Source organism: Pseudoalteromonas sp. SG41-1, assembly GCF_014164575.1.
GTDB classification, from domain to species: Bacteria; Pseudomonadota; Gammaproteobacteria; order Enterobacterales; family Alteromonadaceae; genus Pseudoalteromonas; species Pseudoalteromonas rhizosphaerae.
The window spans coordinates 75220-100892 of record NZ_JACJFL010000007.1 but is presented as its reverse complement, the minus strand read 5'-3'; the positions used below and the strand labels follow the sequence as shown (position 1 = coordinate 100892).

Here is a 25673-nt window from a genome sequence, read left to right as displayed (position 1 = left end):
TAATTGCATAAAATCTCTCAAGTTCGCTTATTGTGCCGTTATTTGTTGTAAAAAGTTTATATTATTGTACATATTAATGCAGCAAAAGTGTCACACAATGCTATAATCTTCAGCGTTCGTTCAGCCTCTTTACTTCGTTTTGCACTCTCGACAAAGAGGTCCGCGCAGCTTAACTTAAGGCGCGAAAAATTGGCCGAGCCCGCCGAGTGAATTTGGCGCAACACATCAACCGTTGAATAAGAGTGCACTAAAAAGGTTAAACCCCGACATGAAAGCAATGAAAAGATCTACGTTAGCAACCCTAATCAATGCAACGTTGTTCTCTGCCGTAGCAGGTACTTCATTTACAACTCTTGCTGCTGATGAACAAGCTCCAACTGCGCAAAGCAAGCAATTAGAAGTTATTCAAATCACTGCGCGCAAGCGTGTAGAAAACGCACAGGAAGTACCTGTCGCTGCTTCTGCTTTACAAGGTGATAGCCTTGATGCTGCCAGTTCTGCCGGCATGGATATTCGTTTTTTAAATGCAAAAATTCCAAGCTTAACTGTAGAATCTTCATTTGGTCGCTCATTCCCACGTTTTTATGTTCGTGGCCTTGGTAATTCAGATTTCGATTTGAATTCATCACAACCAGTATCCCTAGTGGTTGATGAAATTGTTCAAGAAAGCCCTATTTTAAAAGGTTTTCCTATATTTGACACGGGCCGCGTAGAAGTTCTCCGTGGACCACAAGGCACCTTATTCGGTCGTAATACCCCAGCTGGTTTAGTTAAAATTGATTCAGCTCGCCCAAGTCAAGATTTTGAAGGTTATGCAGCCTTATCATATGGTTCATTCAATTCAATTGACTTCGAAGGGGCTGTAAGTGGTGGCTTAACTGATAACTTATCAGCACGTGTTTCTCTATTACGTCAAGAGCGCGATGATTATATTGATAATCGCTTAGCAGGCAATGAGATTGATGACGTAACAGGAGGTTATCAAGAAACTGCCGCGCGTATCCAATTCTTATATGAGAAAGATGATTTCAGTGCATTATTGAATTACCACACTCGTGACTTAAATGGTAAGCCAATTGTATTTCATGCAAATGCAATTGAAACAGGCACAAATAACCCGCGCCCGGGCTTTGATCCTGAAGTGATATATCAAGATACTGTGCAATTTGCTACACAGAATGTAAATAGCCAAGGTGCTAGCTTAAAGCTAGAGTACAGTTTTGCTGATTACACGTTGACATCGATCAGTGGCTGGGAAAGTGCAGAAATTTTCTCTCGTGCTGATGTAGATGGTGGTTTTGGTTGTGGGAATACTTTTGTTCCTGGTTGCCCAACACCAGAAATGGGACCTGGTTTTATTTTCTTAGCGTCTGAAACCGCTGATGCCCTTCCAGATCACAATCAATATACACAAGAACTACGTTTAGCAAGTGATTTTGCTGGTGACTTTAATTACCAAGTTGGTGCTTTTTATTATAATGAAGAGCAAGTGATTGAGACTTACGGTTACGATGGGTTAGGTGCAAACTTCTTAACTGGCTATGTTCGCCAAGATCAAGACACAACAGCATGGGCTGTATTTGCATCGAGTGAATATCAATTAACTGAGAAGTTAGAAATCACTGCTGGTTTACGTTACTCAGATGATAAACGTGACTTTACAGCGTCACGTTACGCATCTCCAGAGTCGGCAGTTGCTAATTTAACTAAGTCAGTTGCACCAGAAGATAGCCATGTATCATGGGATTTAGCTGCTGCGTATAAATATTCTGATGATATAAACTTATTCGTTCGTGCTGCAAATGGTTTTCGTGCACCGAGCGTTCAAGGTCGTATCTTATTTAGTGATGATGTAACGGTTGCTGATTCTGAAACAATTAACTCAATTGAAACGGGTATTAAATCAGACGTGCTTGACGGTCGTGGACGTGTCAATGCTACTGTTTTCTATTATCAAATGGATGACCAACAGTTAACAGCTGTTGGTGGTGACTCGGGAAATTCAGCTCGTTTGTTGAATGCTGATAAAACTGTTGGCTACGGTTTTGAAGTTGATACTCAATGGGTATTGACTGATGAATTTGATGCAACTTTTAACTTCAGTTATAACAATACTGAGCTGCAAGATGATGATTTATATTCGCAAGGCTGTTTTGCTTGTACGATTACTGATCCGCTAACAAACCAAGGTTATAGTTTAGACGGTAATAGCCTGCCACATGCGCCGGAGTGGATTGCTAACTTTACTCTACGCTATACTAAAGAGCTTGGCGATGGTGAGTTTTATGCGTTTACAGATTGGTCATACCGTAGTGAAATTGATTTCTTTTTATATGAATCAGTGGAGTTTACTGGTGAAGCATTATTAGAAGGTGGCTTACGCGCGGGTTATAAGTGGTTTGATAATAACTACGAATACGAAGTTGCGGCATTTGCACGTAATATAACCAATGAGCAAGTATTCATCGGTGGTGTAGATTTTAGCAATAACTCTGCAATTGTTAATGAGCCTCGCTTTATTGGCGCTGAATTTAAAGTTAACTTTTTCTAAGTAGACTTTATAATTGCTAATATTAAAAGCCCGCACATGTTGCGGGCTTTTGTATTGTAAAACCTGATTTATAACTGCTAAAGTAGCGACAATTAAATTTAATAAGAGAAGAGCAATGGCTGGATTTTGGAACTACCGAGTGATTTTTTGTGAAGCAACTAAAGATGAAGCGGCGCAATATCAAATACATGAGGTTGAATATAACCTAAATGGTAAAGTAACGAATTGGTCAGAAACGGGCGCAGCGCCTTTTGGCAACACCTTAGATGCGTTACGAGATGACGCAGAGCGTTTAAAAACAGCATTTGAAAAACCTGTACTAAAAGTTGTTAGAAAAGAACGTGGCTACGAGTTGGTAGATGTTGAAACGGGTGAAGAAGCATTTGCAGAGCCGCCAGCAGGTTTAACAGCATAAGTATTAAACCAAAAAGGTGCTATGAGCGCCTTTTTTGTTGCTGAAAAATAAAGGAATGAGGATGACATTAAAAGCAGTATTATTTGATATGGATGGCACTTTAGTTGATTCAGAAAGTGTCCACTTTAACTGTTGGAATGATGTTTTAGCACCGTTTGGCGTGCGCTATGAAGAAGATGATTTTTGCCAACGTTTTTCAGGTCGACCGACCTTAGATGCGGCAATTGAAGTGGTTGAGCAATATAACTTATCGGTTTCAGCGCAGTGGTTAGCGCAGGCTAAATATGATGCATTCGAGCAATTTGTTACCACTAATTTACCTCCTTTAATGCCTTTTGCCGAAGAGGTATTAGAGGCAGTGAAGCAAAGCGATCTTAAAATGGCATTAGTGACGGGTAGTTCACGCCATGAGGCCTTACCTATCTTAAAAGGCTATGGCTTTTATGAATGGTTTGACTGCGTAGTGACTAAAGACGACGTGCAAAATCCAAAACCTGCGGGAGACCCTTATTTACTTGCACTGACAACATTAGGGATTTCAGCAGAGCAAGCAATTGCTGTTGAAGATACACACACCGGCGTTACAGCAGCAACTAATGCAAACGTAGCTGTGGTTGCAATACCGAATAAACACACCCTAGGCCACGATTTAAGTTTAGCTGTTTCTCGCATGGATAATTTACAGCAGCTATGGCAATGGGTACAAACTAAGCTATAGTTTAGTCTGCTTGGTGATAAACAAGGAGACCGATATGCTTAAAGGACTAACAGTATTATGGTTGCTGATCATTACTTTTACTTGCTTAGCAACTGATACACAGATCACCGCTGATGCCCAACTTGCCAAGGTTTACCCACAAGATAAAGCGCTTGCCATTGAAAACTATCTCGTTAGTGAGAAGTTTGATGGGGTCCGTGCGATTTGGATGGGAACACAGTTGATAACCCGTAATGGCAATGCCATTAATGCGCCAGGCTGGTTTATTGCTGATTTACCTAATTTGAGGTTAGACGGTGAGTTGTGGACCAAGCGCGGTGATTTTGCAGACCTCAGTGGTATTGTGCGCACTTTACAGCCGTTGGATAGTGACTGGCAAAAAGTCACCTATCAGATATTTGACATGCCAGATCAACATAATCCCTTTGCAGTACGCTATGAAAATTATCTACGTTTAGTAAAAACATTAAATAAGCCTCACATCCAAGCAGTACAGCAGTATCAATTTACCACAGAGCAGGCATTATCTGCGTACTTTGATAAAGTAACTCAGCAAGGTGGTGAAGGTGTAATGCTGCATTTAGCCTCGGCAATGCATAAAAGTGGCCGTTCTGATGCGCTGTTAAAGTTAAAACCTTATTTTGATAGTGAAGCGGTCGTCATTGCTCATCTTCCAGGAAAAGGCAAATTTACTGGCATGCTAGGGGCGTTAAAAGTAGTTACACCACAAGGAAAAGAGTTTTCAATTGGTACTGGCTTTAGTAACGCACAGCGCCAAAATCCACCCGCAATAGGAGCGACGGTGACATACCGATACCATGGTTTTACTAAAAACGGTTTACCACGGTTTGCCAGTTTTTTACGTCAACGCGATCCTGATTAACATTTAAAAAAAGCCGTAAGTATGCTAAATTGCGCGGCCTTTTGATGTTAGTTGTGGTGAAGTAATGGTAGTTGGTTTTGATTATGGTAGTTCTAATTGCGCAATGGGTGTAATGAATGCTCAAAATACTGTTGAGCTGGTGCCCCTAGAGCAAGGTAAGTTTTACCTCCCTTCAACCTTATACACACATCACAGTGCTTTAGTTGTCGATTTTGTTGCTCAGCATCTAACAGGTACAAGTTATGAAACTGATTTTAAAACCCAGCGCCAAGCCCTGCTCAATAGTATGGTGCGGATCAAGTCTGACTTAGATCTAGCCCCTGGTGATGAAAGTCTTTTTATTGGCCGAGAAGCAATTAACGAATATGTGCAATTTCCTGAAGAAGGCTATTTTGTTAAATCCCCTAAATCGTTTTTTGGGGCTATAGGCTTAAAGCAAGGACAAATTAACTTCTTTGAAGATATTGCCACCGCAATGATTTTAAAAATCAAACAGCGTGCTGAAACATCACTACAAAAAGAGTTAACACAAACGGTTATTGGCCGCCCGGTAAATTTCCAAGCCGTGGGTGGAGAGCAATCAAACCAACAAGCAATTGGTATTTTAGAGCGTGCAGCAAAACGAGCTGGCTTTAAAGATGTGGCTTTTTTATATGAACCACTCGCAGCGGGAATTGATTATGAAAGTGACTTAAATCACGATCAAAAAGTATTGGTTATTGATATTGGTGGTGGTACCAGTGACTGCTCATTTGTGCAAATGGGACCTAGCTTTCGTGATAGTAGTGACCGTGATCATGACTTTTTAGCGCATACAGGTAAACGTGTTGGCGGTAATGATTTAGACATTGCTTTAAGCTATCACGCATTAATGCCATTGCTTGGTTTAGGCAGTCAGTTTAAATCAGGTTTACCACTGCCTAATCAAGCATTTTGGCAAGCATGTAAAATTAACGATGTGAACTTACAAAGCCAGTTTTATAGTCAAAGCCATCACCGAGAATTACTTACGCAGTTACGTGAAGTACAAGCACCTGAGTTATTTCAACGACTGATCGATTTGCAGCAAAATAAGCAAGGTCATCAGCTGGTACAGCAAGGGGAGGCGGCAAAAATTGCGCTTTCGTCAGTGACTGAGTATGACTGTGAATTAGGGTTTTTAGCGCCGCAATTACATAAAGTGCTATCACGAGCTGATTTAGCTGTAGCGGTTGATGATTCGATTATGCAAATAGTAAGTTTGGCAAAACAAGCGATTAAAGATGCAGGGACCGTTCCTGATGTGATTTACCTTACCGGTGGCAGCGCGCAATCGCCACTAATAAAAGCCGCATTAGTTGAGCACTTAGGTGATATTAAAATGGTAAACGGCGATCACTTTGGTAGTGTAACCGCCGGACTCACTAAATGGGCAAGTATGCTTTATAGTTAAAGGGTGCTTATAGTATGACTTGTCGGGTTGCGAGGTATTTCTCGTAATCTGGCAATGACCGTTCAAGCTCGTTATGCATCAAAGGCGAGCTTAAAATCATATCTGCGCTGACTTCATTACACGCCACTGGAATATTCCATACCGCAGCTAAGCGTAATAATGCTTTAACATCCGGATCATGAGGTTGAGATGCAAGGGGGTCCCAAAAGAAAATCAACACATGAATTTCATGCTCCGCAATTTTAGCGCCTAACTGCTGATCGCCCCCCATAGGGCCACTAAGTAGTTTGATAACTTCAAGTCCAGTATTTCGCTCAATTAAATGACCTGTGGTGCCTGTGCCATATAAAGTGTGCTTACTGAGGTTATCGCGATGTTTATTACACCAGGCTAGCAAGGCTGCTTTTTTACCATCGTGTGCAACTAAAGCAATATTTTTTTGCGCTGGAAGGGTTTGCTGTTTTTGTTCCATGTTGACTCTTTTTCTTTTTAGATGAGTAGATTAACCGCAAGAACTACAAATACTACACCTGTTATACGATCAATCCAAATTTGGCTTTGCGGGTGCTCTCGAAAGTAGCCTGCAATTTTATCGCCAAAGTAAATATACGTGCAGTCAATCGGAAACGCAAAAAGTGGATACAGTAAGCCAAAGAAAGCTAATTGAAATGTAGTTGATGATGACAGGGTTGGATCAACAAACTGCGGAATAAACGCAATAAAAAATAACGCTACTTTAGGGTTGAGCACTTCAGTCATCATAGCCTGAAACATAACATTAGTTTTTTTCTTGGTGTTTACATGGGGTTTATCTTCGCTACTGCACTCTGACTGGATAAATGTGCTTTTAAACATCATAAAACCTAAATAACATAAGTAGGCAGCACCAGCGTATTGTACGCTGGTATAAGCCACTTCTGAGGCTTTTAGGATAGCCGTAAGACCGACAACGGCAAATAAAGTATGCGCCACTCCGCCTAAAGCAAAACCAAATGCGCTTTGTAAGCCTGCTGCGCGGCCATTGGCAAAAGTTTGCGCCATTAAAAAAGCATTGGAAGGACCTGGTGCAACAGCGATTAAAAAACTCGCGGCTAAAAATGACAGTAAAAATTCAAAATTGATCATTGTTTTTATGTGTTTTTAGGGTGATAAGCGTGTGCTTTATTACTGAGCAGTATAACCCACAGTGGCAGCAATAATAATAAGTGAAAAGCAATAAACTCGGGCGCATTGAAAGGGAGCACTTGGGTGAGCATAACCAATGCTCCAGCGCCGCTCATTTGCATTAAACCGATTAACGCAGATGCAGTACCTGCTTGTTTAGCAAAATGTGACAATGCCATTCCAGCCGCTGAGCCTAAGCTAAGTGCAAAGCCTAGCGCAGCAATCAACACTGGCAGCATAAAAGCAAAGGCACTTTTAAACTGGCCGAGAATTAAAATCAGTACACCAGAGAAAATTAATAAACTCATACCTATGCGTAACGCTTTTTGACTATGGCGTTTGATATACAATGGTGCAATAAAGCTAGCTACAATGCTAACAATGGCATTGAGAGTAAACCAAAAAGTAAAATCGCTGACCGATCCACCTAACTCGGTCATAATCCATCCCGGTGCTAATGTTACAAAAGCTAAAATAGCCGACATTGCCACCATACAAATTAGGCTATTAAAAAGAAAAATAGGCGTGCTAATGATTGGTATAAAACGACGTAAATCGAGTATGTGGCCCTCATAGTGGCTATCCGCAGGGCGTGTTTCTTTAAAATATATGGCAGTGATCATTAGTCCAACACAAGCAAACCCCGCCAAAAATAAAAAGTTCATCCGCCAGCCAAATTGCACAGTCAGCCAAGCGCCTAAAATAGGCGCTAACGCGGGAATAAAACACACAATACCATTTAGGTAAGTGATCATTTGGCCGCTTTTAGCACTGCCGTAGGTATCACGAACAATCGCAAATGCAACCACAAAAGTGGCACAAGCCCCAAAACCTTGCAGTGCACGTGCAAGCATCAGAATGCTAAAGCTAGGTGCTAAAAAAGCCAACATCCCAGCAAATCCATACAGTGTGATGCCAAATAGTGCGACTGGACGGCGGCCAAACTTGTCGGCTAAAGGACCTGCTATAAGCTGACCTAAGCCAACCGTCAGCATAAAAATAGCGACGGTAAGTTGCACTTGCTGCTCATCAATAGCCAATGCTTGCGCAATATCAGGAAATGCGGGTAAGTAAATATCAATCGCTAATGGGCAGAATATAACCAGAAGAGCGAGAATTAAAATAACACTAAGATGATTGCGGCGATCGGTTGTTGGCATGAGTGCTCCTTTTGCCGCGTATTTTAGGTCTGCAAAGATAAAAAAGAAAGGGCATATGACCCATCTATCAATAAGATTATAAGTATAAATGCACTTTTGCTAACTGGTCTGATGTGCTAATTTTGCAATAGCGACATTCAATGGAAAATAATAATGAGTAATAAATCTGCAGTTTTAACAGCATGGCATAGTTTTAAGCGTCTACCATTTGGCAATTGGTTATTTACTAAAGTAGTGTGTTTTAAAGCTCCTTATTTTGGCTCCATGAAACCCACTGTTTTAGATTTACGTGACGGACATTGCAGCGCAATGGTTAAAAACCGACGGAGTGTGCACAATCATATTGGGACTATCCATGCTATTGCGCAGTGTAATTTAGCTGAGTTATGTGCCGGTGTGATGGTTGATGCTACCGTGCCGTATAAAACTCATCGCTGGATCCCTAAAGGAATGACGGTGCAGTACTTAGCGAAGGTTGATACTGATGTCACAGCTGTGGCAGAAATTGCAATGCCAAGACAATGGCTAGATAAAGAGGATTTAGTGGTGCCAGTGAAGCTTTACAATACTCGCAGTGAATTGGTCTTCACTGCTGATATTACGATGTACGTTACTAAGAAAAAGTAAAATAAAGCGATTATTTTTTCTCTACGGCTTGTTTGTTGAAAAACGACAAGTCATTATCACCTTCACTGAGCGCAGATGTAAGCTCCGGCTTTGATTCTGCGTTATTGGTAATTAATTCAACCGTTTCAGCTTCATGGCGTTGTTTTAAGTTACCTTCAATAATTGCACCAGCATCAATACTTAAAGTATCTTGATAAACATCCCCGTGCACTTGCGCTGAACGTTCAATAACTACTTTGCTGGCGTTGAGCGAGCCGATTACTTTACCTTTTACAATCACGCTTTCAGCGACCACTGAGCCTTCAACACAACCGGTATTACCAATAACTAAATGGTTAACACGAACATCACCATCTATGCGACCATCAAGCTGTACTTCACCTTGACTCACTAAGCTGCCCGTTAAGCGAACATCTTCAGAAATGATCGAAGGAGTGTGGCTAGTTCTTTTTAGTTGAGAATTTGCAGAACTACTTACTGTTGATTTTTTTTTACCGAACACGAGAAAGCGCCTTTGTTATTTTGACTGGATTGACATGTTTGTCGTTAAGTAATACTTCATAGTGTAGGTGAGTGCCAGTACTTCTGCCAGTGCTGCCCATTAATCCGATAACATCATTTTTGGTTACCGTTTGGCCTTTTTTAACGTTGATTTTATTTAAGTGACCAAACCGAGTTACAAAGCCGTTTTTATGTTGCAGTTCGATAAAATTACCATAACCACCGTTGCGTCCTGCGCGTAATACAGTGCCATCAGCGGGGGCGAATATTTCGGTTTTATGCCAACCTGCTAAATCAACACCTTTATGATAAGCATGACGGTTATTCACTGGATCTTTACGCAGGCCAAAACTACTCGAAATATAGTAATTTGCTGCAGGCAGAGTTTGCGGTAACTCACTGAGTAAATTTTCAAGCTTATTCAACGCCAATAGTTTATCTGCGATGACTAAAAATTCAGCTGGGATCTTTGATTCATCAAATAAATCCAGCGGACCACCTTGCGCGGTTTCTGTCATATCACCATCTAGACGACGCGCCAAGGCGGTATCAAGTCCTGCACCTTTGAGCATCGCTAAAATATCGTGCTGGCGGCGTTCTATTTGTTGCTCTATTTGTAAAAAGCTGTGTTGGTATTGGCTATCGAGTAGTGCAAAACGTTGCTCGATATTAACAGATTCAGAGAGTGAAAGAGTGTGTGCGCTGTTAGGGTTTTCATCAACTAATGGTTCGTGGAACTCTTCTTGTTGTTCGCCGAGTTCACCTTCTGGCGGCGCTGCTGGCAGTGTGGGATTACTCATCGACTCAGGTAAAGAATCGATCATGCTCTGCAATAAAGCATGCTTTTGCTCTAGCACCGCAAGCTGGGCTAACTGTTTATCGTATTGTGCTTGTTGTTCTTTACTTTGTTGCTGCCACTGTTGTTGTTTTGATAATTGGCTTTGTTCGATATCGGAAATCTTGTTGGTTTGAGAGTATATTCGCAGGGTCGAAACAGCCAACCAAATTAAAGCAATTAAAATAATAGCTACGGCTGATATTTGTAACCAAGGTGCTAATATCACATGTTTAACCTCACCATTTTGGCGGATCAACAGCTGTCTAGCTGGGAATAATTTGTGATAAAAAGACTTAATAAATGCTGACATGGCTTATAAACACTGGCTATTAACCGAATTAAGATAGCAATCTGAGCTGAAAAAGCCAGTAAAAAATTGTAATTAATCTTAAAAAAGGAGGCGTTGGTCGCCTCCTTATAATAAATACATTTAATAAATGTTTACAACTTAGTTACTTAGCAGGAAGAACCGTTCCTTCTACGCAGCCAAAACCGATACGAGCAAAACCGGCTTTTTCACACCAACCACGCATAATAACGTTGTCGCCATCTTCTAAAAAGCTGCGTTGTTCACCGTTATTAAGGGTGATTTTTTCTTTACCACCACGAGACAGTTCAAGTAATGAACCGGCTTCTTCATGAGTCGGACCTGATTGCGTACCTGAGCCCAGCATATCACCTGGCATAAAGTTACAACCATTTACTGTGTGATGAGTCACCATTTGTGCCACTGTCCAGTATGAATGTTTGAAACTTGATTTAGATACTAATGAAGGTGCAGCACCTTGTTCACGCATTTTAGCGGTCTCAATTTGCACGTCCATTTTTATATCAAAGGCGCCAAGCTCACGGTTTTGGCTTGATTCTAAATAATCTAATGGTTGTGGGTCATTTTCATCACGAGTCCATGATGTTTTATAAGGTGCTAATGCTTCGGTGGTTACAATCCACGGTGATACAGTTGAAGCAAAGTTTTTCGCAAGGAATGGACCTAATGGTTGGTATTCCCATGCCTGTAAGTCACGTGCTGACCAGTCATTGAATACACAAAAACCAAATACATGGTTTTCAGCGTTTTCGATAGCAATGGCATCACCTAATTCATTACCTTTACCTAAATAAATGCCTAGCTCTAACTCATAATCTAAACGTTTACACGGACCAAGCGATGGTACTTCAGCGTCTGGCGCCTTAGTTTGACCATTTGGGCGATGAAAGGTTTGACCTGACACATCAATTGATGAAGAACGGCCATGGTAACCAATGGGTACCCATTTATAGTTAGGCAGTAACGGGTTGTCAGGACGGAATAAGCTACCGACTGCTGTTGCATGATAGATAGATGTGTAAAAGTCAGTGTAATCGCCAATACGACATGGCAATGCAAACTCAATGTCTGCTTGGGCAATTAATGCGTCGCTTAACTTAGCTTGTTCAGCGGCGCCTTCGCGTAATGCTTTAGATAATGCTAAACGTAGCGCTGACCAATATTGCTGACCAAGACCCATAAATTCATTTAATGTTGCTTGGCTTGCTGCTGCTATGGCTGTTTGTGCATCGCCTGAGAAAATAGCTAACTCGTTTACTTTGGCAAGGTCGATAACTTGGTCGCCAATGGCAACGGCACCACGAAAAGCTTCGTCAGAGTTCTTACGACGTACTTCTGCAAATGGTAGGTTTTGAATTGGGAAGTCACAATTTGCAACGTTCGCTGAGGCAACCCAGCTAGTTAAATTTATATCATGGGTTTCGTTAATTAAACTCATTACATTTCCTTTGGTTTAGTCAGTCGCGCTTTACAGTGGATATGGTGATGAATAGCGCGATTTAAACAGTGAAATTCAGATTGTCATTTATAATATTGATGAAACGACAAAAAGCAGCGAAGTACGCTGCTTTTTAAATTTACAATACGGTGCTTATAAAACGCCGCGGCGCTCTTGGTCGCGCTCGATTGATTCAAACAGTGCTTGGAAGTTACCTTCACCAAAACCGCCGTCATCAACACGTTGGATCATCTCGATAAAGATTGGGCCAAATAAGTTTTTCGAGAAAATTTGCAACAAGTAGCAATTTTCACTTTGGCTATCGACTAAGATCTGATGTTCACGGATCTTTTCTTTATCTTCTGCAACCCAAGGTACACGATCGAAAATTGTATCGTAGTACTCAGGAATAATATCAAGCGTGGCAATGGTTGATTTATCAAGCTTATCTAGTGAGCTTACTAGGTCATCTGTTAAGAATGCTAAATGCTGCACGCCTGGGCCATTGTATTCACCAAGGTATTCATCGATTTGGTTGTTATCGTTGCCTTTACCTTCATTGATTGGAATCGAGAAGGTGCCGCACGGTGATTTAAGTGCATAAGAGATCAAGGCTGTTTTTTGGCCTTTGATATCAAAGTAACGAACTTCAGTAAAACCAAATACGTCTTTATAAAAGTTAGCCCATGTTTCCATAGTGCCTTTATAAACGTTATTAGTTAAATGGTCGATGCGGATAAAGCCTTTATCATCAACAATGTTTTGTTCGCTTAAGTCTTCAAAGTCTTGCTCATAGATTGAACCTTTATCACCAAATTGCTCAATAAAATAAATTAAGCTGTCACCAATACCGTAAATTGCCGGGTATGGTAGGTCTTTATGAGTTGAATCAGTCGCTGGTTTTGCACCACGTGCTACTGCGGTGTCAAATGCCTGTTGAGCATTCTCTACACGCCAACCCATAGAACAAATTGCAGGACCATGACTTTTTGCAAATTCTGCAGAGAAACCATCACGTTCATTATTTAGTAAAAAGTGAATATCGTTTTGGTTGTAATAAACAATGTCTTTACCTTTAAATGTTTTTAGCTTTGAAAAACCAAAATCGGTAAATACTTTATCCATATAATCTGCATCAGGTGTAGCGTATTCAGTAAACTCGATACCTACCAAACCTAAAGGGTTAGTTACTTCACTCATTATAATTCTCCCGCAATAAACACTGCGTCTTGTTGTGTCTGATGCGCAGATAATTAACCATAATTGGCAGCAGGGGAAGAGCCGATAGCTATTTAGGCAAACGGCTCTTTGTAAATTAAATGGGACGATCATTTTAAAATGCATAAGCATTAATGCTTGGTTTTGAGATTTGTATTGAAAGGCCTTGTATTAAGTAACTTAAACTTTTGTTAACCTATTGATAAATAGAATTAATTTATTCTTATTTAAGGGGGTAAATAATCAAATAAAGGAACTATTCACCCCTTATTAAATATACGTGGTGTAATAAATTGTTTACGCTAGAGCCGTATTTGTTAAAAAACTAACTCTTCTGCGCTAAGCTAAGGTTACTAGTAATGGCTGGGGCATTTTGCTAGCAGTGCTACAGCGTTTCTTTGAACGTGCGTGGTGGCCTATCAGATGTGTTTAATGAAGCTGTTGAAAAGTAATTTATAATCTTTTGTTACGCGCTTTGAAGTCAGCCTTGTTAATATCGTAACTTAAATCGACGTTTGGTTGGCAGGAATTAATCATGGCGATATAAATAGAGCAACTAAAATCCCCACAAGCGGCATAGCTTGTGGGGAGATAATAAACACAACGTTACGGTTTTTCAGCAACTACTTCAAGCTCTTCAGCTAAAATGTGCTCTTGTGTTTGTGGCTCGTGTTGACCTTCAGCACCGTGCATCCATTTAACAAGCTTGTCGCTTAGTAAGTACATGATCACAGCAGAGAGAACAGCAGTAGCGCCTAAATCAATAAAAATGCCCAATGCGTTATCAAGCGCTTCTTCGCCTTCACCTAAGAATGAACCTACAAAACCAGCAATCTTATTCGCAACAGCAGTACATAGGAACCAAATTCCCATTAGCATTGATGCTAAACGCAGTGGTGCTAGTTTACTCACCATTGATAAGCCGATCGGCGATAAACATAATTCACCCAAGGTATGGAATAAGTAAAATAATACTAACCACATCATGCTGATCTGTAGTGGCTCACCTTGACCTTGGGTCATAAGTGCTAAAATCATAGTGATAAAGCCAAGCGCTAAGAATATCAACGCAATGGCAAATTTAACTGGAGAATTAGGCTCTCGTTTATCAAGTTTCAACCATACTATGGCAACCATAGGCGCAAAAATAATGATGAAGATTGAGTTTAATGATTGGAACCAAGACGCTGGAATTTCAAAGTTGAACAACATACGATCAGTGTAATCATTAGCGAATAAATTCATCAAGCCACCGGCTTGCTCAAAACCCATCCAAAATATGATACTAAATACACTCATAGTGAAAATAACTTTTATACGGTCAGTTTCCACTTTTGTGAGCGGCTCTTTGGTATTTGAAGTTGATTGTGATTGCGCTAATTTAGCGGCAGGAACAACACCAATATCACCTAAGTACTTATTACTAAGTACTACTTGCATCGCTACCGAAATTAGCATACCAATACCAGCAACAACGAAGCCATATTGCCAACCCATAGATGCAGCTGCGAAACCCGCAACAAGTGGCCCAAGCGCACCACCTAAGTTGATACCCATATAGAAGATTGTGAAGGCGCCATCACGACGTTGATCACCCTCTTTATACAAGTCGCCAACCATAGTTGAGATGTTAGGTTTAAATAAACCGTTACCCATACATAATAAAGCAAGACCGATATAAAATACGTTTTCCTGTTGGCCGGCTAACATATCGTGGGGGATACCCATAGTAAAATGGCCAGCAGCCATTAGTAGACCGCCGATGATAATAGCTTTTCGTTGACCAAGTACGTTATCAGCTAACCAACCACCAAATAATGGAGTGATATAAACCGCCATTGTGAACGTACCATAAAGGCTTAGTGCGTCTGCATTACTCCAACCAAAACCACCGTCTTGGACAATAGCAACAAGATAAAGTACTAAAATGGCACGCATGCCGTAATAACCAAATCGTTCCCACATTTCTGTGCCGAACAACAGAAATAATCCTTTAGGATGCCCTAAAAAATCACCTGCTTTAGGTAATGAACTCATATTTACTTCCTAACTCAACGTTAATTATTGCGGCCTTATATTTTTTGCTTTGGTCGTTCATGTGCTTTCAACACAAACAGAACGGGTGGCCATGAATATTATTTTTAATGCAGCTAAGGTAATGGTTTGCTCACTAAGATTGCTTAGTGGGTAAGAGTCACACCCTTATCCTAGCTACAATTGCGCCTAAGTATACATACACGGGCAGTGCAGGGGAAGTGCTTGCGATAGTTAGATTACTGATGGCTTTAAAGCGTCAGCGTAAGGCACTAAGGGGCTTTGCGGTAATAAGCGTAATGAAATGACACTTGCTCATTTTTTGTATAGCGGGTAAATAAGGTGGCATTGTGTAACAAATACTAAAGGCCGAGTAATAAATTACTCGGCCTTTAAATAAAGACTTATTAACAGTGTAAATTAGTTACAGTAGTTACTATCAACAAACGTTAAATCATTAACATGTGAAGGGCCATCCATAATGAATGTTGCCGCCGCAGTATTTTGATCTAATCGGTAAATTTTAGCGTTCTCGCCTTTTACACGTCCTGAAACATAAATTGTGCCATCTGCAGCAATTGCGATACCAGATGCTTGATCAACACCATGCTCACCAATTAAAGACAACTCCATTGAACCTTGGTCAATAGTATAAAGTGCTTTACCGGTAAGAACGTAAAGAACATTATTATCAGCTGAATAAGCAATATCACCATCAGCGAACGAATCACCAGGGAAAGTTAATTTACCAAGTACTGTTTTATCACCTGTAGCTAGGTCAAAATCGTACATGTATGTTTTGCTTGTGGTACGTAATGTTGTGCCATCAGCGTTCATTGCAGAGCGGTAAATCGGGTACGAAGTTGCAGATGTAACCAATGCCTGCTCATTCGTAGCAAGGTCAAGTGATAAAATTTGCGAGACTTTAGTCGAGCTATCTAATTGCTCCATGAAATATAAAACACCATTATGTGATGCAATATTTGATGCCGTGTTACTTAAACCCGTTACTTTAGAGTATGTGTTTGTGTCAGTATTGAAAAAGTAAACAAATCCTTCTTCATTCGTACCGAAGTTATTAATACCGTATAAGCCAGATGCACATTGGCTAGTTACTTTAACATCATCAATAAACGCACCTAATGAATCAGATTTACCTGCGCCGATAAATTTAAGTTCGGTTGCTGCTGAACTTGCTTTTACAGTGTACGTAAACTTTTGCCAGTCTTTGGTGGTTGAATTTAACGTATCGAGTAACTCACCATCCCAATATACTTCTGCTTTATTAGTATTTGCATCGCCACTTACACGTGCTGAATAATAAAAGCTTACTTCATAGTTATGATCAACATCAGTATTCAATGTTTGCGAAACGCTATAATTAGCTGTCGAATCTAACTCTAAATACTGGCTGCCATCTTGAGCTTTGATAAGGCCAAGCTTATTGGTTTGGATTTCAAACTTAGCATTGTTTGAACGTTGCCAACCTGAGACTTGATTTAATAATCCCCATGTTCCAGAAATTGTTGCAGTGTTTTCAAAAGAACCATTTGCTACTAGGTTCGTTGATGCTGCTGCAAAGCCTGAAGCGATCAATAAAGGTAATGTTGCAAGCTTAAACAATGAGTTTTTCATAGTACTTTTCCTACCAAGTAATTCATTTTGTTTTTGTTAACATTTTTATTAACAATTTATGGTACTATTTTGCTATAAATATTGGGTTCGGTCAAATGTTGAACATGAGCGTTTTCGCAATAATTCACTGCTTTATTTGTCTTTTTTAAATAATTCATTTGCAAACAGTGACTTGCTAAATGTAATTACTTTGAAAATATTTTACTTATTTTATAACTAAAATTTTAGCTGAAAATTAAGTTAATACATTTGTTTAGGTCGGTATGCCTTAATTAGTAATTAAGGCTTTGTAGGTTTTTACGGTATGATTAACTTAGCTATTATCTTTATTTGAAAATGTTAACCAGCCGGGCTTTTGATTGCGATTTAGCTTTCCTAAGACCGTAATAGCTTTTTCAAGAGTAATACGCTGGGTTGCGATATCTTTATAAACTTGGTTGGCAATTTTTTTGCGTTTAACAGCAGCCCCAGCATCTAAAAATGATTCAGCCACTTGTATGGCAAATCTTTTTAATGGGCCTTGTTGCTGGCTGTCGGTTTTATTGTCTAGCTGTTGCTGATGTTTATTCAAACGTTCATTAATATGCACAAGCTCTGCTTGGCTGTATTCATTTTGCGCATGATGCATTTTTTTTATCTCTAATAACGCACTGCTTAAATAAGCATGCTCAAGCTGACTAAATGTACTGATCAGTGATAAGCGCGTTAAGGTTTTTTTAAACTGTTCAGCTGAGCAATTGTTATCTAAAAGCATACTTATGCTATCGTAAATCTTTTGCCATTGTTGCCAGCCATAAACATAGCCTAAGCCAGCTCCTTTAATGTTTTGCATACCAATGATGACTTGGTGACAGTGAGGCCTCGCAAGTGCAGTTAGCATGATCGTTAATTGATCGGGGGTGACCTTGGAGTTAGTAATTAATATGCATTTACTTTTGACTAATTCCAATAATATTGTTTGTAAATTATGTTGATTCTTTTTTAAATCACTCAACAAAGGCCGCATCTGTTGATAGCTTAAATAGTGATTAAAAACATCTTGCAAACTTATCCGCTGCTGTTCACTTAATGTTTGTGCCTGTCCATTGAGCCAATCAGTAAATTGCTCTGCATTATTCAAGGCGGTAAATTCTTTTGCCTGGTAGCTACCTTCAAGTGCTTTATTCATTATTTCGGCAACTGTATCTGCTTCTTTAATGCAGTGTAGCTGAGAGCACAACAATTCTAATTCCTGTAAATCATTATTACTAATTATTCGTTCAAAGCGCTCAGCAAAAGCGTGCAAGTAATAGCTATAAAAGCCATCAACATTGGTACCAATGACAACCATTTTATCAAACGGTAAATCTTCGACGAGCATCTGGGCAAACACTTTTGAACGTGCTACACGGTCATTTCGGTTGTTAATCAAGGCGATGGTTTGTTTACTTGGATCCTTGCTTAGGCCAAATAAATCTAAGCGTCGCCAGTTCTCTATGGTCGCTAAGCGTTCATTGGCTGACATACTATTAACGAATGACATGCTAAAATGTGTAAAAGGTACAGGGCTAAAGTGTTGTAAAACACCAATGTCAGGTACTATACGCTGTGCTGTTTCTTTAAATACAAAGTCTTTTTCCAGGCCAATGTAGGCTGCCATCTTACATACTAAAGCAATATTATCCGGGTGCTCTTCATATGGGTAAAGTGCTCTAATGTCGGGTGTGATTTGATAACCATCGCCCCAATGTGCCTGAATTAAGGTACTGCTTTTTTGTGTAGCGTCTTTATCTAAAATAGGGAACATGGTTTGTTCGCTAGTAAAAACCTGACTTTTGGGGGCGATAAAGTTTGCCATTTCTTTAGCCACATCAATACCTGTTGGTCCTAATATATCTTCATGATCAGGATAGGCATTGGTAATAGTTGAAAAGTTATCTTGCATCCACTGCCTGAGTATTTTGACGTAGCGAGGTGTTAAGCCCATGCACTCCCATAAAAAGACATCTGCTTTGACATTTTTAGCAAAATGTAAAACATCACTTTGCTCCCAAATACTGGCTTTATCAAATGGGCGGAATAAAGGCACTTCAAATTGTTCACCATTGGAGCGAGCATAAATAAGGGTTGCTTCGCAGCCCGTTGTTTTCGTTATTACTTTTAACGCAAGACTGCTGAACAGCGCGGCTTTTAAGCGTTCAGTGCCAGATTTACCTCGGGTGCCCCAACCACCAATACTGACTGGAATTGCTTGACGGTCGGTTTTTATACGTCGGCTTATGCGAATATGACGTCCCCAAAAATAAACCATAAAACCAACTACAAAAAAGATAAGCTGACCAATACTGTTTTGATAGATTGAGTAAAGATACTCTTTAAAATTCAGCCAAATATTTACCAGTAGTGGAGAAAAACTTAGCTTGTTATAAAGCTTACTAATATTTGGCTCTACATCAAACGTACAACCGAGTTGTTCACCATAGGCTTTAAATTCAAAACTAAAACCGTGCTTATTGAGTGCTGTCAGGTAATTGTTTTGCTCTATTTCGTTACCTTTACGTTGCGTATCTAAACTATCAATATTAATACTTAGCCAAATATAACTGCTAATTCGCTGAAATAATGACTTTGGCGGGGTAACTAATAAAATACCATCTGGCGTATAGGTTTTTGCTGTCTGTTTTAAATTGTCTTGGCTCAGTACCGAGAGTAAGAAGTCAGGTAACGGTAAATGTGGCCGCGCTGAGTATTCATCAGTATCAAATAACGGTTCGCCAGGAACATTGGTAGTGCTTATCTCCGCTACAGAGCAACTAGGAACATGCATAAAGGCAGATGGTTTTCGGGCTTTGCTATGATTAAAGCTTTGGCGTTTGTCTGTGCTTGGGTTGCGCCATTCATGTATAAAACGCCACAACCTAAACGCATAACGATAACCACTGCGGATCTGCCATGTTAATTTATTTTTACTAACATTGTAGCCTTCGCTTTGCTGAGCTTTACGACTGAGTAAGCGACCAAGTAACTCTTCATCTAATTCTTTATCGAGCTGAGATAGGGTTGCAGAGTTTGGTAATACTTGCTCTAACTCAGCCATTAAATTTTGATGCTCAAATGCAACTAATTGCTCTCTGGTACGGCTGATAAAACGGCGAATAGCCAGCACCGGCTCGCTCTGCAATCGTTCATTTAAACAATTGATATAAGTTGTGAAAACGCTATTTGGTTGGTTTGTCTCTAATTGTTGATTGAGCATCATACGAGCTGTGAGCTCTAACGTTAAACGTTTAATGGCAAAGCTTTCATTACCACTTAATAGTTGCCACCAGAGTTTGAATGTAAAGTTGTCAGTATCTATACGCGGGCTACTTAGTTGTTTAACTAACGTAAAGCGCACGGCATCAACGGTTTCTATTTTTAATCGTTCGGTTAATAAATTTTGTAAAAAACTGATAGAAAAATTACCAGCTTGCTCTATAACACTTTGCCTTACTCGTGGATAACTGTGTTCGGCTAACTGCATTAACAGGTTTTCACATAAGTGGCTCAATGTGTTCTGGCTGGTTAAAATTTTTGGTAACGCAGCTAAAATAAATAACCGTTCTTCAGCATTAAGTTGGCACTGATCAGTTTGTTGGATCAGCTGCTGCATAAATGCATGAATGTAGGTTGGCCGTTGATGGATCAAAATTTCTAATATATCCAAACGGGCTAAATGCGGTGTATTCACCTCTTCTAATGCTAATACTAAGGTTTCAATTAAATTTGCACTTAGCTCTGGATCGCCATCATGGTTATGCATCAGTTGTACTTGATTCGCCAAGGCACGGTATAGCGCATTTCTTACATGTTCATTATCGGTCTTGGTTAATAATTGTAAAAAGAAGCTCTCTAAGTCCAGAGTTTGCCACGCTTTTGCTATATCGTTTGAAGATTTTTTTAAATAGCGATTACTTAAGTCGCCAAGCTTTCCAATTAAAAATTTAAGAGTTTGTTCAATATCAGCGACTATATCTTGGTAACGGTTGATCACAGCACCTTCGTCAAACCAACGATTAAAGGCAAGTTTATCTTGGCGTAATTGTTCAGACGTGGCGCCTAGTTGCTGAGCGTAATCTAAAATATGGAATTCACGTTCGGCGCTGATTTCTGCATGACTGAGTCTTTCAATAAAAAGCAGATAACCGGCATCCAACTTTTGTAAACTTTGCTGTTTATGTTCTACGCGATGACGTAAAAAAGCAATTGCTTGGCGCAATAGCCAAATATCCTGATCTTCGCCATCGGGCATATTTTGCAGCAATTCCCACTGCGCTAGTTCATCAACAAGTTGACGGTATTTTTGGCGATAAAGGTCCAGCCAAAAATTAGCAATATCAGCAAACAATAGATGTTCTAAGCGATCTTTTAATTCGCTAGAGGGAGTAACTTTCTTGGTGTTTGCCATATTAATTCTGCTCTAAAAAGTGATTGAGTTGCAGTGACTCAAAAATAATTTCGTCGTGAGAGAAAACACCAAAACCGGTGTCAGCTATATTGCCAGTCGAAAACTCGAGACTGATGTTATGGTCATTTCTAAACCAATCTTGGTCCCAACGTACTTTGATCCACCCTTGTGAAAAGTTACCTAATGGCAGCTGTTTTCGCCAACCTACACTGGTGATGTATTGCCATGTGCTATTAGGGCGATGTTTATCAGCAAACTTATAGTAACTGGTTAATCCGGCTTGGAAGATTTGCCCTTGATAATATTGATGCCAAGATGCGCCAAAACGCAAAATATCTAGGCTTGTCCAATCGGCATTGGACGTGCTGCCGGCGAGAAAATTAAAGTAACTATCAACCCACGGTTGATAGCGATATTGATATTCGCCTCGCCAACCATGCGGGTGATCTTCGCGATAAAAATTATAAATGTCTGAATTGAGTTTAGGATCAAATAAAAAGTCTTCAATATTAGCACTGCTGTAGCTGTAGAATGGACTTATTTGCCATTGATGACGATGACTTTCATCAATGCGCCAGATCTGACCAATCTGCACATAGGTATTAAATGCATATTGGCTGTCAGTGTCTGCTTGACTTGGTTGCCATGTGGTTTGCAAGGCGCTGTCGACGTACCAAGGACTGTCATGATCTTGCCAAGAATGATAGCCATCAATCGAAAATAGTTCGCTATCTTGTTCGCTCAAAGAGTAAGTAAGATCAAGACGATACCAATTCTCATCGTCACTTAATCGAAACCTAGCGCCAACATCCATACTATGACGAATAGGGACGTTTTCGCTAGATTCAAAAATACCTCGGCGGTCATAATTAATAAATGCTTGCCAGCTTAAGTCGTCTGGATGAAACTGTGCGACCTCAGTTTGCAGGGCACGCTGAGCAACGGGCAGTTGGTAAATTACGGTGTTTGCGAAGCTGTTTTGCTCGGCTTCAAAATTAGATATTTTATGATTGCTTTCACTCAATTGCCAAGTATATAAGCGAACGTGCTTGATGCTGTCGGTGCTGACTTCTATTTTACCTGCTGGGTGGAAAAAGCTGCGTTCAAGGCGTTGTTCAAATTCACCAACAATACTGCTTGGGAGCATTTGCTCGAGCTTAACTAAGCGATCGGCTGGTAATTGTGCGATTAAATGCCGCTCTGGCAGAACAGTGTAAAATAACAAGTTATTGCTAAGCGGTAAGTCATACCAGCGACCATTACGGTACTCTTGTGCGCTGATTGTCATCATTTGTGATAAATAAGGATTAAGCCATTGCAACGAGAGCACATTATCGGTTAGCTCAGTTTTATTAAAACCAAATGCAGTTGGTTTATCAGGTTGTATTGACCAAACTTTTTCCGATGTGGCTAATTTTATTGCAACGTTCGCGACATTCCCTTGGGATAAGTCAGCCGCTGCAGATAACTCTGCGACCGAAAAATGAAAGTTTAAACGAATTTGTTCTGAGCGGGTTTGGCTCAAGTCAATATGTAAATCATGATGTGGGCGTAAGACTAATCCTTGCGTAAAACCGCCTTGGCTACTGGTACGCAGTAATTGGTCGCTATAGCTACTCTCATCTTGAGAATCCACAGCAATGAGTTGCGTGCCAGCAAAGTCAGTATAGTCTTGTAGAGGAACCCACTGGCCATAACTTTGTATACGTGAAAATAACTGCGCGAGTTGTGGAGGTAAGCTCAGGGCATTTACTTTCGCTAAAACTTGCGTGTACTCATTGGTGGTTAGCGTTTTATCCGCTAACTTAAATAAGGTATTATTCAATAACGTCTGCATGTTGATATCGGTGTCATATAGCAACGCCATAAATGGTGTTTGCCAAAAATAGCGGGTTGCCATATTTTGATAATTATACGTCGTCGTCAATGGCTGCGAGAGTATTTTATAGGAAATAAATGTTTGTTGATCACTATATAAGCGAACTGACTCACCAGCTTGTAATGTGATCAACGCGTCACTGGAGATCGACAGCGGTTGAGCATCATTGCGTAATAGGGTTTGCGAGTTAATATCAGAAAAAATTGGCAGTACAGTGTGTTGCGCTGATTTTGATGATTGCGATGTCTGTTGTGCAAACAACCAGCTCATTTTATATTGACCATTTTGAACACTGGTACTGCGCGCTCTTAGGGCAATTGTGAGTGGTTGGCTTTGCGCTTTGAATGTTACCGCTTGGCTTTTATTAACCACCAGTGCTTGTATTAACCCCGTTGGGCTGGCAAGCGTTTGCGTGCCTGGGTAATCAAGTTCGTAGCTGGGCTGTTGAATATCTGCTTCGCTGTAATCGCGCCAATTTAATTTTGCAAAGCTTGTTTGCAATGCCGCTTGATTAGGTAAGTCATGACTTAACCACAATGCCAGTAAGTTTTTTTGTTGTTTGATTGCAAGCGCAATCAAAATGTTCCTACATGGCGCTAATAAATCTAAAGCATTGGCACATAAACCTTGCAGTTTATAGTCTTGCTCCAATGCTTGATATTGTTGTATCAACTGATTGCCAGCATAGGATTTGATAGCCACTTCTTGGCTGCTTTTGTAGAGCCCTTCAAGGTAGCTTTTGGCTAAAGCGTCGCGCCCTTGCGCCATCAAAATAGTGAGACGCAATTGCCACGCTTTAATTGCAATATCTGTATTGGGCACGTTGACTAATTTTTTAATTAATTGCAGTGCCTGAAGTGGATGCTCTGCCATTAAATACTGAGCTTCACCGAGTTGATGTTGCCAATGCATAGTATCAGTGGAAGTTATTGCCGCAGTTTTTGTTTTCAGTGGTTTATAAGGGAGCAGTGCGGCAGTAAACTCATCACCGATTTGGCTAATTTGCTGGGCCAATAAGTTATGAATAAGATTACTTTTTTCTTTTAGCGTACCTGCTTGTGCATAGAGCAATTCATTATTTGGTAAATCTAGTAATTGATCACTTTGCATTACGTATTCAATTGGTTGGCGCTGTTGCTGAAGATTCTGAATGCTTAATTGAGTTGTTGTTAAAGGCACGTTTAACTCAAAAGCGGCAAAATTTTCGCTTTTTAGCAAGGTTAAATGCCATTTTAAGTTACCACTGCGAACTAACAATTGGCTATCGACACTGCTGCGCGCATGCAGTGTTATCGTCGTTCTCACGCGCTGTTTATTGTTTAGAGAAAATTGATGCTGTTGCTGGCCTAATTGATGTATTTGCGCATAGTGCTCTGATAGTACAGGGTAGCCAGTATCATCAACCATCCGCAGTCCGCTAAAGCTATCAAACTGCTTAAATTGACTATTAAAGTACGCTTTATCCTGCGACTTCGGAACAAGAAAATCGCGAGATGAAATTGTGCTAAGTAAATCTTGATAACGACGTTGCGAAAGTAATTCACCACTTTGATAAGGTGAATTGTTTAGCTGTGATAAGTCGTGTTGCGAGTAGATAGCACGCAGCGTGTTGTCTAAATTATTAACCCAATATGGTTGAAATAAACGTTCTTGTTGCTTATCCATTGCTCGATCATCAAAAATTGCTCTGTGATTTTGCTCAAGTTTAATATAAGCGTCTGTTTCACTACGTATAGTTAGGTATTCACCTTTATCTATTGCTAAGTAATCGGTATTGGCCAAACCAATGTGTTGGTCACTATACTCGCTGGCGCGACTGGCAATAACACCGAGCACACTGATCGGTTGCTCATTTACATAGGTATAGACTTTGCCGTTAATATCTTTATTTAGTAAATCTTTGCGCACAGTTAGTTTTAATTTTTTAGCGTGTTGAAAGTACAGTTTTACTTTTTCGCCCGCTTTAAAGTGATAATAATGCTCAATATTTTGACCATATTGTAAACGAGTTACCGCTCGTGGTAGCTTTACGGCGCGACGGAAGCTATCACGGTGACGGTTTGTTTCACCGACCATTGCCGTTAAGGTTACACCTTCATCAAGGTGATTGGTGATTTTTAAAATGCGGTTATATGATGCAATCGGTAACTGACACTTGGCTTGTTCACAGATAAAATCGCGACTCACATTGAGTCTCTGCTGGGCAAGGTGACTGGTCCCCGAGCTGTAAATAAACGAATTAAATGTTGTACTATCCAGCTCCAGCCATTGACCTTTTGCCAGCCAAAGATAACGACTTTGTTTAGCTTCAAAATACATCGCTTGCTGAGATTTATCTAAATGCACGTTAGGTGTCACATTTAGCCACATAGGCGAACTCAAAATATTGTCATTACTGGCTAAGCCGTGTGGGCTCAAAGTAAGCA

At 40.2% G+C, this 25673-nt stretch carries 17 protein-coding genes; 6 read left to right on the top strand and 11 right to left on the bottom strand.

Features of this window, described 5'->3' with window-relative positions; all coding sequences use genetic code 11:
• Nucleotides 1–268 precede the first annotated feature (268 nt).
• The 5 genes from H5203_RS06990 to yegD all read left to right on the top strand — a co-directional run bounded on the left by H5203_RS06990 (nucleotide 269) and on the right by yegD (nucleotide 5999).
• Entirely contained in the window at nucleotides 269–2551 is a 2283-nt protein-coding gene (locus H5203_RS06990) for a TonB-dependent receptor (protein ID WP_145237377.1), read from the top strand.
• A gap of 115 nt (nucleotides 2552–2666) precedes the next feature.
• Nucleotides 2667–2966 (top strand): hypothetical protein, encoded by a 300-nt coding sequence (locus tag H5203_RS06985; RefSeq protein WP_145237374.1) that lies wholly within the window; start codon nucleotides 2667–2669, stop codon nucleotides 2964–2966.
• Between the two features lie 61 nt (nucleotides 2967–3027).
• Complete coding sequence (locus H5203_RS06980; protein WP_182759004.1) at nucleotides 3028–3684, top strand: HAD family phosphatase; 657 nt, start codon at nucleotides 3028–3030, stop codon at nucleotides 3682–3684.
• A 34-nt stretch (nucleotides 3685–3718) separates the two neighbouring features.
• Nucleotides 3719–4567, top strand: coding sequence for a DNA ligase (locus H5203_RS06975; protein WP_182819529.1), 849 nt, complete (start codon nucleotides 3719–3721; stop codon nucleotides 4565–4567).
• A 64-nt stretch (nucleotides 4568–4631) separates the two neighbouring features.
• Nucleotides 4632–5999, top strand: coding sequence for a molecular chaperone (gene yegD / locus H5203_RS06970; RefSeq protein WP_182759000.1), 1368 nt, complete (start codon nucleotides 4632–4634; stop codon nucleotides 5997–5999).
• 7 nt (nucleotides 6000–6006) lie between these two features.
• Here yegD and H5203_RS06965 read toward each other — a convergent pair whose 3' ends face one another.
• From H5203_RS06965 to H5203_RS06955, 3 genes are read right to left on the bottom strand one after another with little or no spacing between them, the layout of a single operon-like run.
• Nucleotides 6007–6471, bottom strand: a complete 465-nt coding sequence (locus tag H5203_RS06965; protein WP_145237363.1) for a methylglyoxal synthase — start codon at nucleotides 6469–6471, stop codon at nucleotides 6007–6009.
• A 17-nt stretch (nucleotides 6472–6488) separates the two neighbouring features.
• The gene (locus H5203_RS06960) at nucleotides 6489–7124 is read right to left on the bottom strand and encodes a LysE family translocator (protein ID WP_145237361.1); all 636 of its coding nucleotides are present in this window, start codon (nucleotides 7122–7124) and stop codon (nucleotides 6489–6491) included.
• Nucleotides 7125–7129: 5 nt separating this feature from the next.
• Entirely contained in the window at nucleotides 7130–8323 is a 1194-nt protein-coding gene (locus tag H5203_RS06955) for a multidrug effflux MFS transporter (protein WP_145237358.1), read from the bottom strand.
• A gap of 153 nt (nucleotides 8324–8476) precedes the next feature.
• On the opposite strand from H5203_RS06955, the gene H5203_RS06950 reads away from it, so the two are divergent.
• Complete coding sequence (locus H5203_RS06950) at nucleotides 8477–8950, top strand: hotdog fold domain-containing protein (RefSeq protein WP_145237355.1); 474 nt, start codon at nucleotides 8477–8479, stop codon at nucleotides 8948–8950.
• Between the two features lie 10 nt (nucleotides 8951–8960).
• Here the strand turns inward: H5203_RS06950 and H5203_RS06945 are convergent, their stop codons facing one another.
• From H5203_RS06945 to H5203_RS06910, 8 genes are all read right to left on the bottom strand, one after another.
• Nucleotides 8961–9452 (bottom strand): polymer-forming cytoskeletal protein, encoded by a 492-nt coding sequence (locus H5203_RS06945; RefSeq protein ID WP_182819528.1) that lies wholly within the window; start codon nucleotides 9450–9452, stop codon nucleotides 8961–8963.
• A complete protein-coding gene (locus tag H5203_RS06940; RefSeq protein ID WP_145237350.1) occupies nucleotides 9442–10599 on the bottom strand; it encodes a M23 family metallopeptidase in 1158 nt (385 codons plus the stop codon). Before H5203_RS06940 ends, H5203_RS06945 begins: the two co-directional genes overlap by 11 nt.
• A gap of 142 nt (nucleotides 10600–10741) precedes the next feature.
• Nucleotides 10742–12055: a fumarylacetoacetase gene (fahA, locus tag H5203_RS06935; protein WP_145237348.1), complete on the bottom strand. Its 1314-nt coding sequence runs from the start codon at nucleotides 12053–12055 to the stop codon at nucleotides 10742–10744.
• 153 nt (nucleotides 12056–12208) lie between these two features.
• Nucleotides 12209–13255, bottom strand: a complete 1047-nt coding sequence (gene hppD, locus H5203_RS06930) for a 4-hydroxyphenylpyruvate dioxygenase (RefSeq protein WP_145237345.1) — start codon at nucleotides 13253–13255, stop codon at nucleotides 12209–12211.
• Between the two features lie 624 nt (nucleotides 13256–13879).
• Complete coding sequence (locus H5203_RS06925) at nucleotides 13880–15310, bottom strand: peptide MFS transporter (protein ID WP_182819527.1); 1431 nt, start codon at nucleotides 15308–15310, stop codon at nucleotides 13880–13882.
• A 417-nt stretch (nucleotides 15311–15727) separates the two neighbouring features.
• Nucleotides 15728–16942, bottom strand: coding sequence for a hemolysin-type calcium-binding protein (locus H5203_RS06920; RefSeq protein ID WP_182731084.1), 1215 nt, complete (start codon nucleotides 16940–16942; stop codon nucleotides 15728–15730).
• A 313-nt stretch (nucleotides 16943–17255) separates the two neighbouring features.
• Nucleotides 17256–21368, bottom strand: a complete 4113-nt coding sequence (locus H5203_RS06915; protein WP_182819526.1) for a poly-gamma-glutamate synthase PgsB — start codon at nucleotides 21366–21368, stop codon at nucleotides 17256–17258.
• A gap of 1 nt (nucleotide 21369) precedes the next feature.
• A complete protein-coding gene (locus tag H5203_RS06910; protein ID WP_182819525.1) occupies nucleotides 21370–25617 on the bottom strand; it encodes a hypothetical protein in 4248 nt (1415 codons plus the stop codon).
• Nucleotides 25618–25673 lie beyond the last annotated feature (56 nt).

Bases quoted from the DNA above. Each gene is read 5' to 3' on its own strand.
- H5203_RS06990 (WP_145237377.1), top strand. From the start codon at position 269: ATGAAAGCAATGAAAAGATCTACGTTAGCAACCCTAATCAATGCAACG.
- H5203_RS06985 (WP_145237374.1), top strand. From the start codon at position 2,667: ATGGCTGGATTTTGGAACTACCGAGTGATTTTTTGTGAAGCAACTAAA.
- H5203_RS06980 (WP_182759004.1), top strand. From the start codon at position 3,028: ATGACATTAAAAGCAGTATTATTTGATATGGATGGCACTTTAGTTGAT.
- H5203_RS06975 (WP_182819529.1), top strand. From the start codon at position 3,719: ATGCTTAAAGGACTAACAGTATTATGGTTGCTGATCATTACTTTTACT.
- yegD (WP_182759000.1), top strand. From the start codon at position 4,632: ATGGTAGTTGGTTTTGATTATGGTAGTTCTAATTGCGCAATGGGTGTA.
- H5203_RS06965 (WP_145237363.1), bottom strand. From the start codon at position 6,471: ATGGAACAAAAACAGCAAACCCTTCCAGCGCAAAAAAATATTGCTTTA.
- H5203_RS06960 (WP_145237361.1), bottom strand. From the start codon at position 7,124: ATGATCAATTTTGAATTTTTACTGTCATTTTTAGCCGCGAGTTTTTTA.
- H5203_RS06955 (WP_145237358.1), bottom strand. From the start codon at position 8,323: ATGCCAACAACCGATCGCCGCAATCATCTTAGTGTTATTTTAATTCTC.
- H5203_RS06950 (WP_145237355.1), top strand. From the start codon at position 8,477: ATGAGTAATAAATCTGCAGTTTTAACAGCATGGCATAGTTTTAAGCGT.
- H5203_RS06940 (WP_145237350.1), bottom strand. From the start codon at position 10,599: ATGTCAGCATTTATTAAGTCTTTTTATCACAAATTATTCCCAGCTAGA.
- fahA (WP_145237348.1), bottom strand. From the start codon at position 12,055: ATGAGTTTAATTAACGAAACCCATGATATAAATTTAACTAGCTGGGTT.
- hppD (WP_145237345.1), bottom strand. From the start codon at position 13,255: ATGAGTGAAGTAACTAACCCTTTAGGTTTGGTAGGTATCGAGTTTACT.
- H5203_RS06925 (WP_182819527.1), bottom strand. From the start codon at position 15,310: ATGAGTTCATTACCTAAAGCAGGTGATTTTTTAGGGCATCCTAAAGGA.
- H5203_RS06920 (WP_182731084.1), bottom strand. From the start codon at position 16,942: ATGAAAAACTCATTGTTTAAGCTTGCAACATTACCTTTATTGATCGCT.
- H5203_RS06915 (WP_182819526.1), bottom strand. From the start codon at position 21,368: ATGGCAAACACCAAGAAAGTTACTCCCTCTAGCGAATTAAAAGATCGC.
- H5203_RS06910 (WP_182819525.1), bottom strand. From the start codon at position 25,617: ATGTGGCTAAATGTGACACCTAACGTGCATTTAGATAAATCTCAGCAA.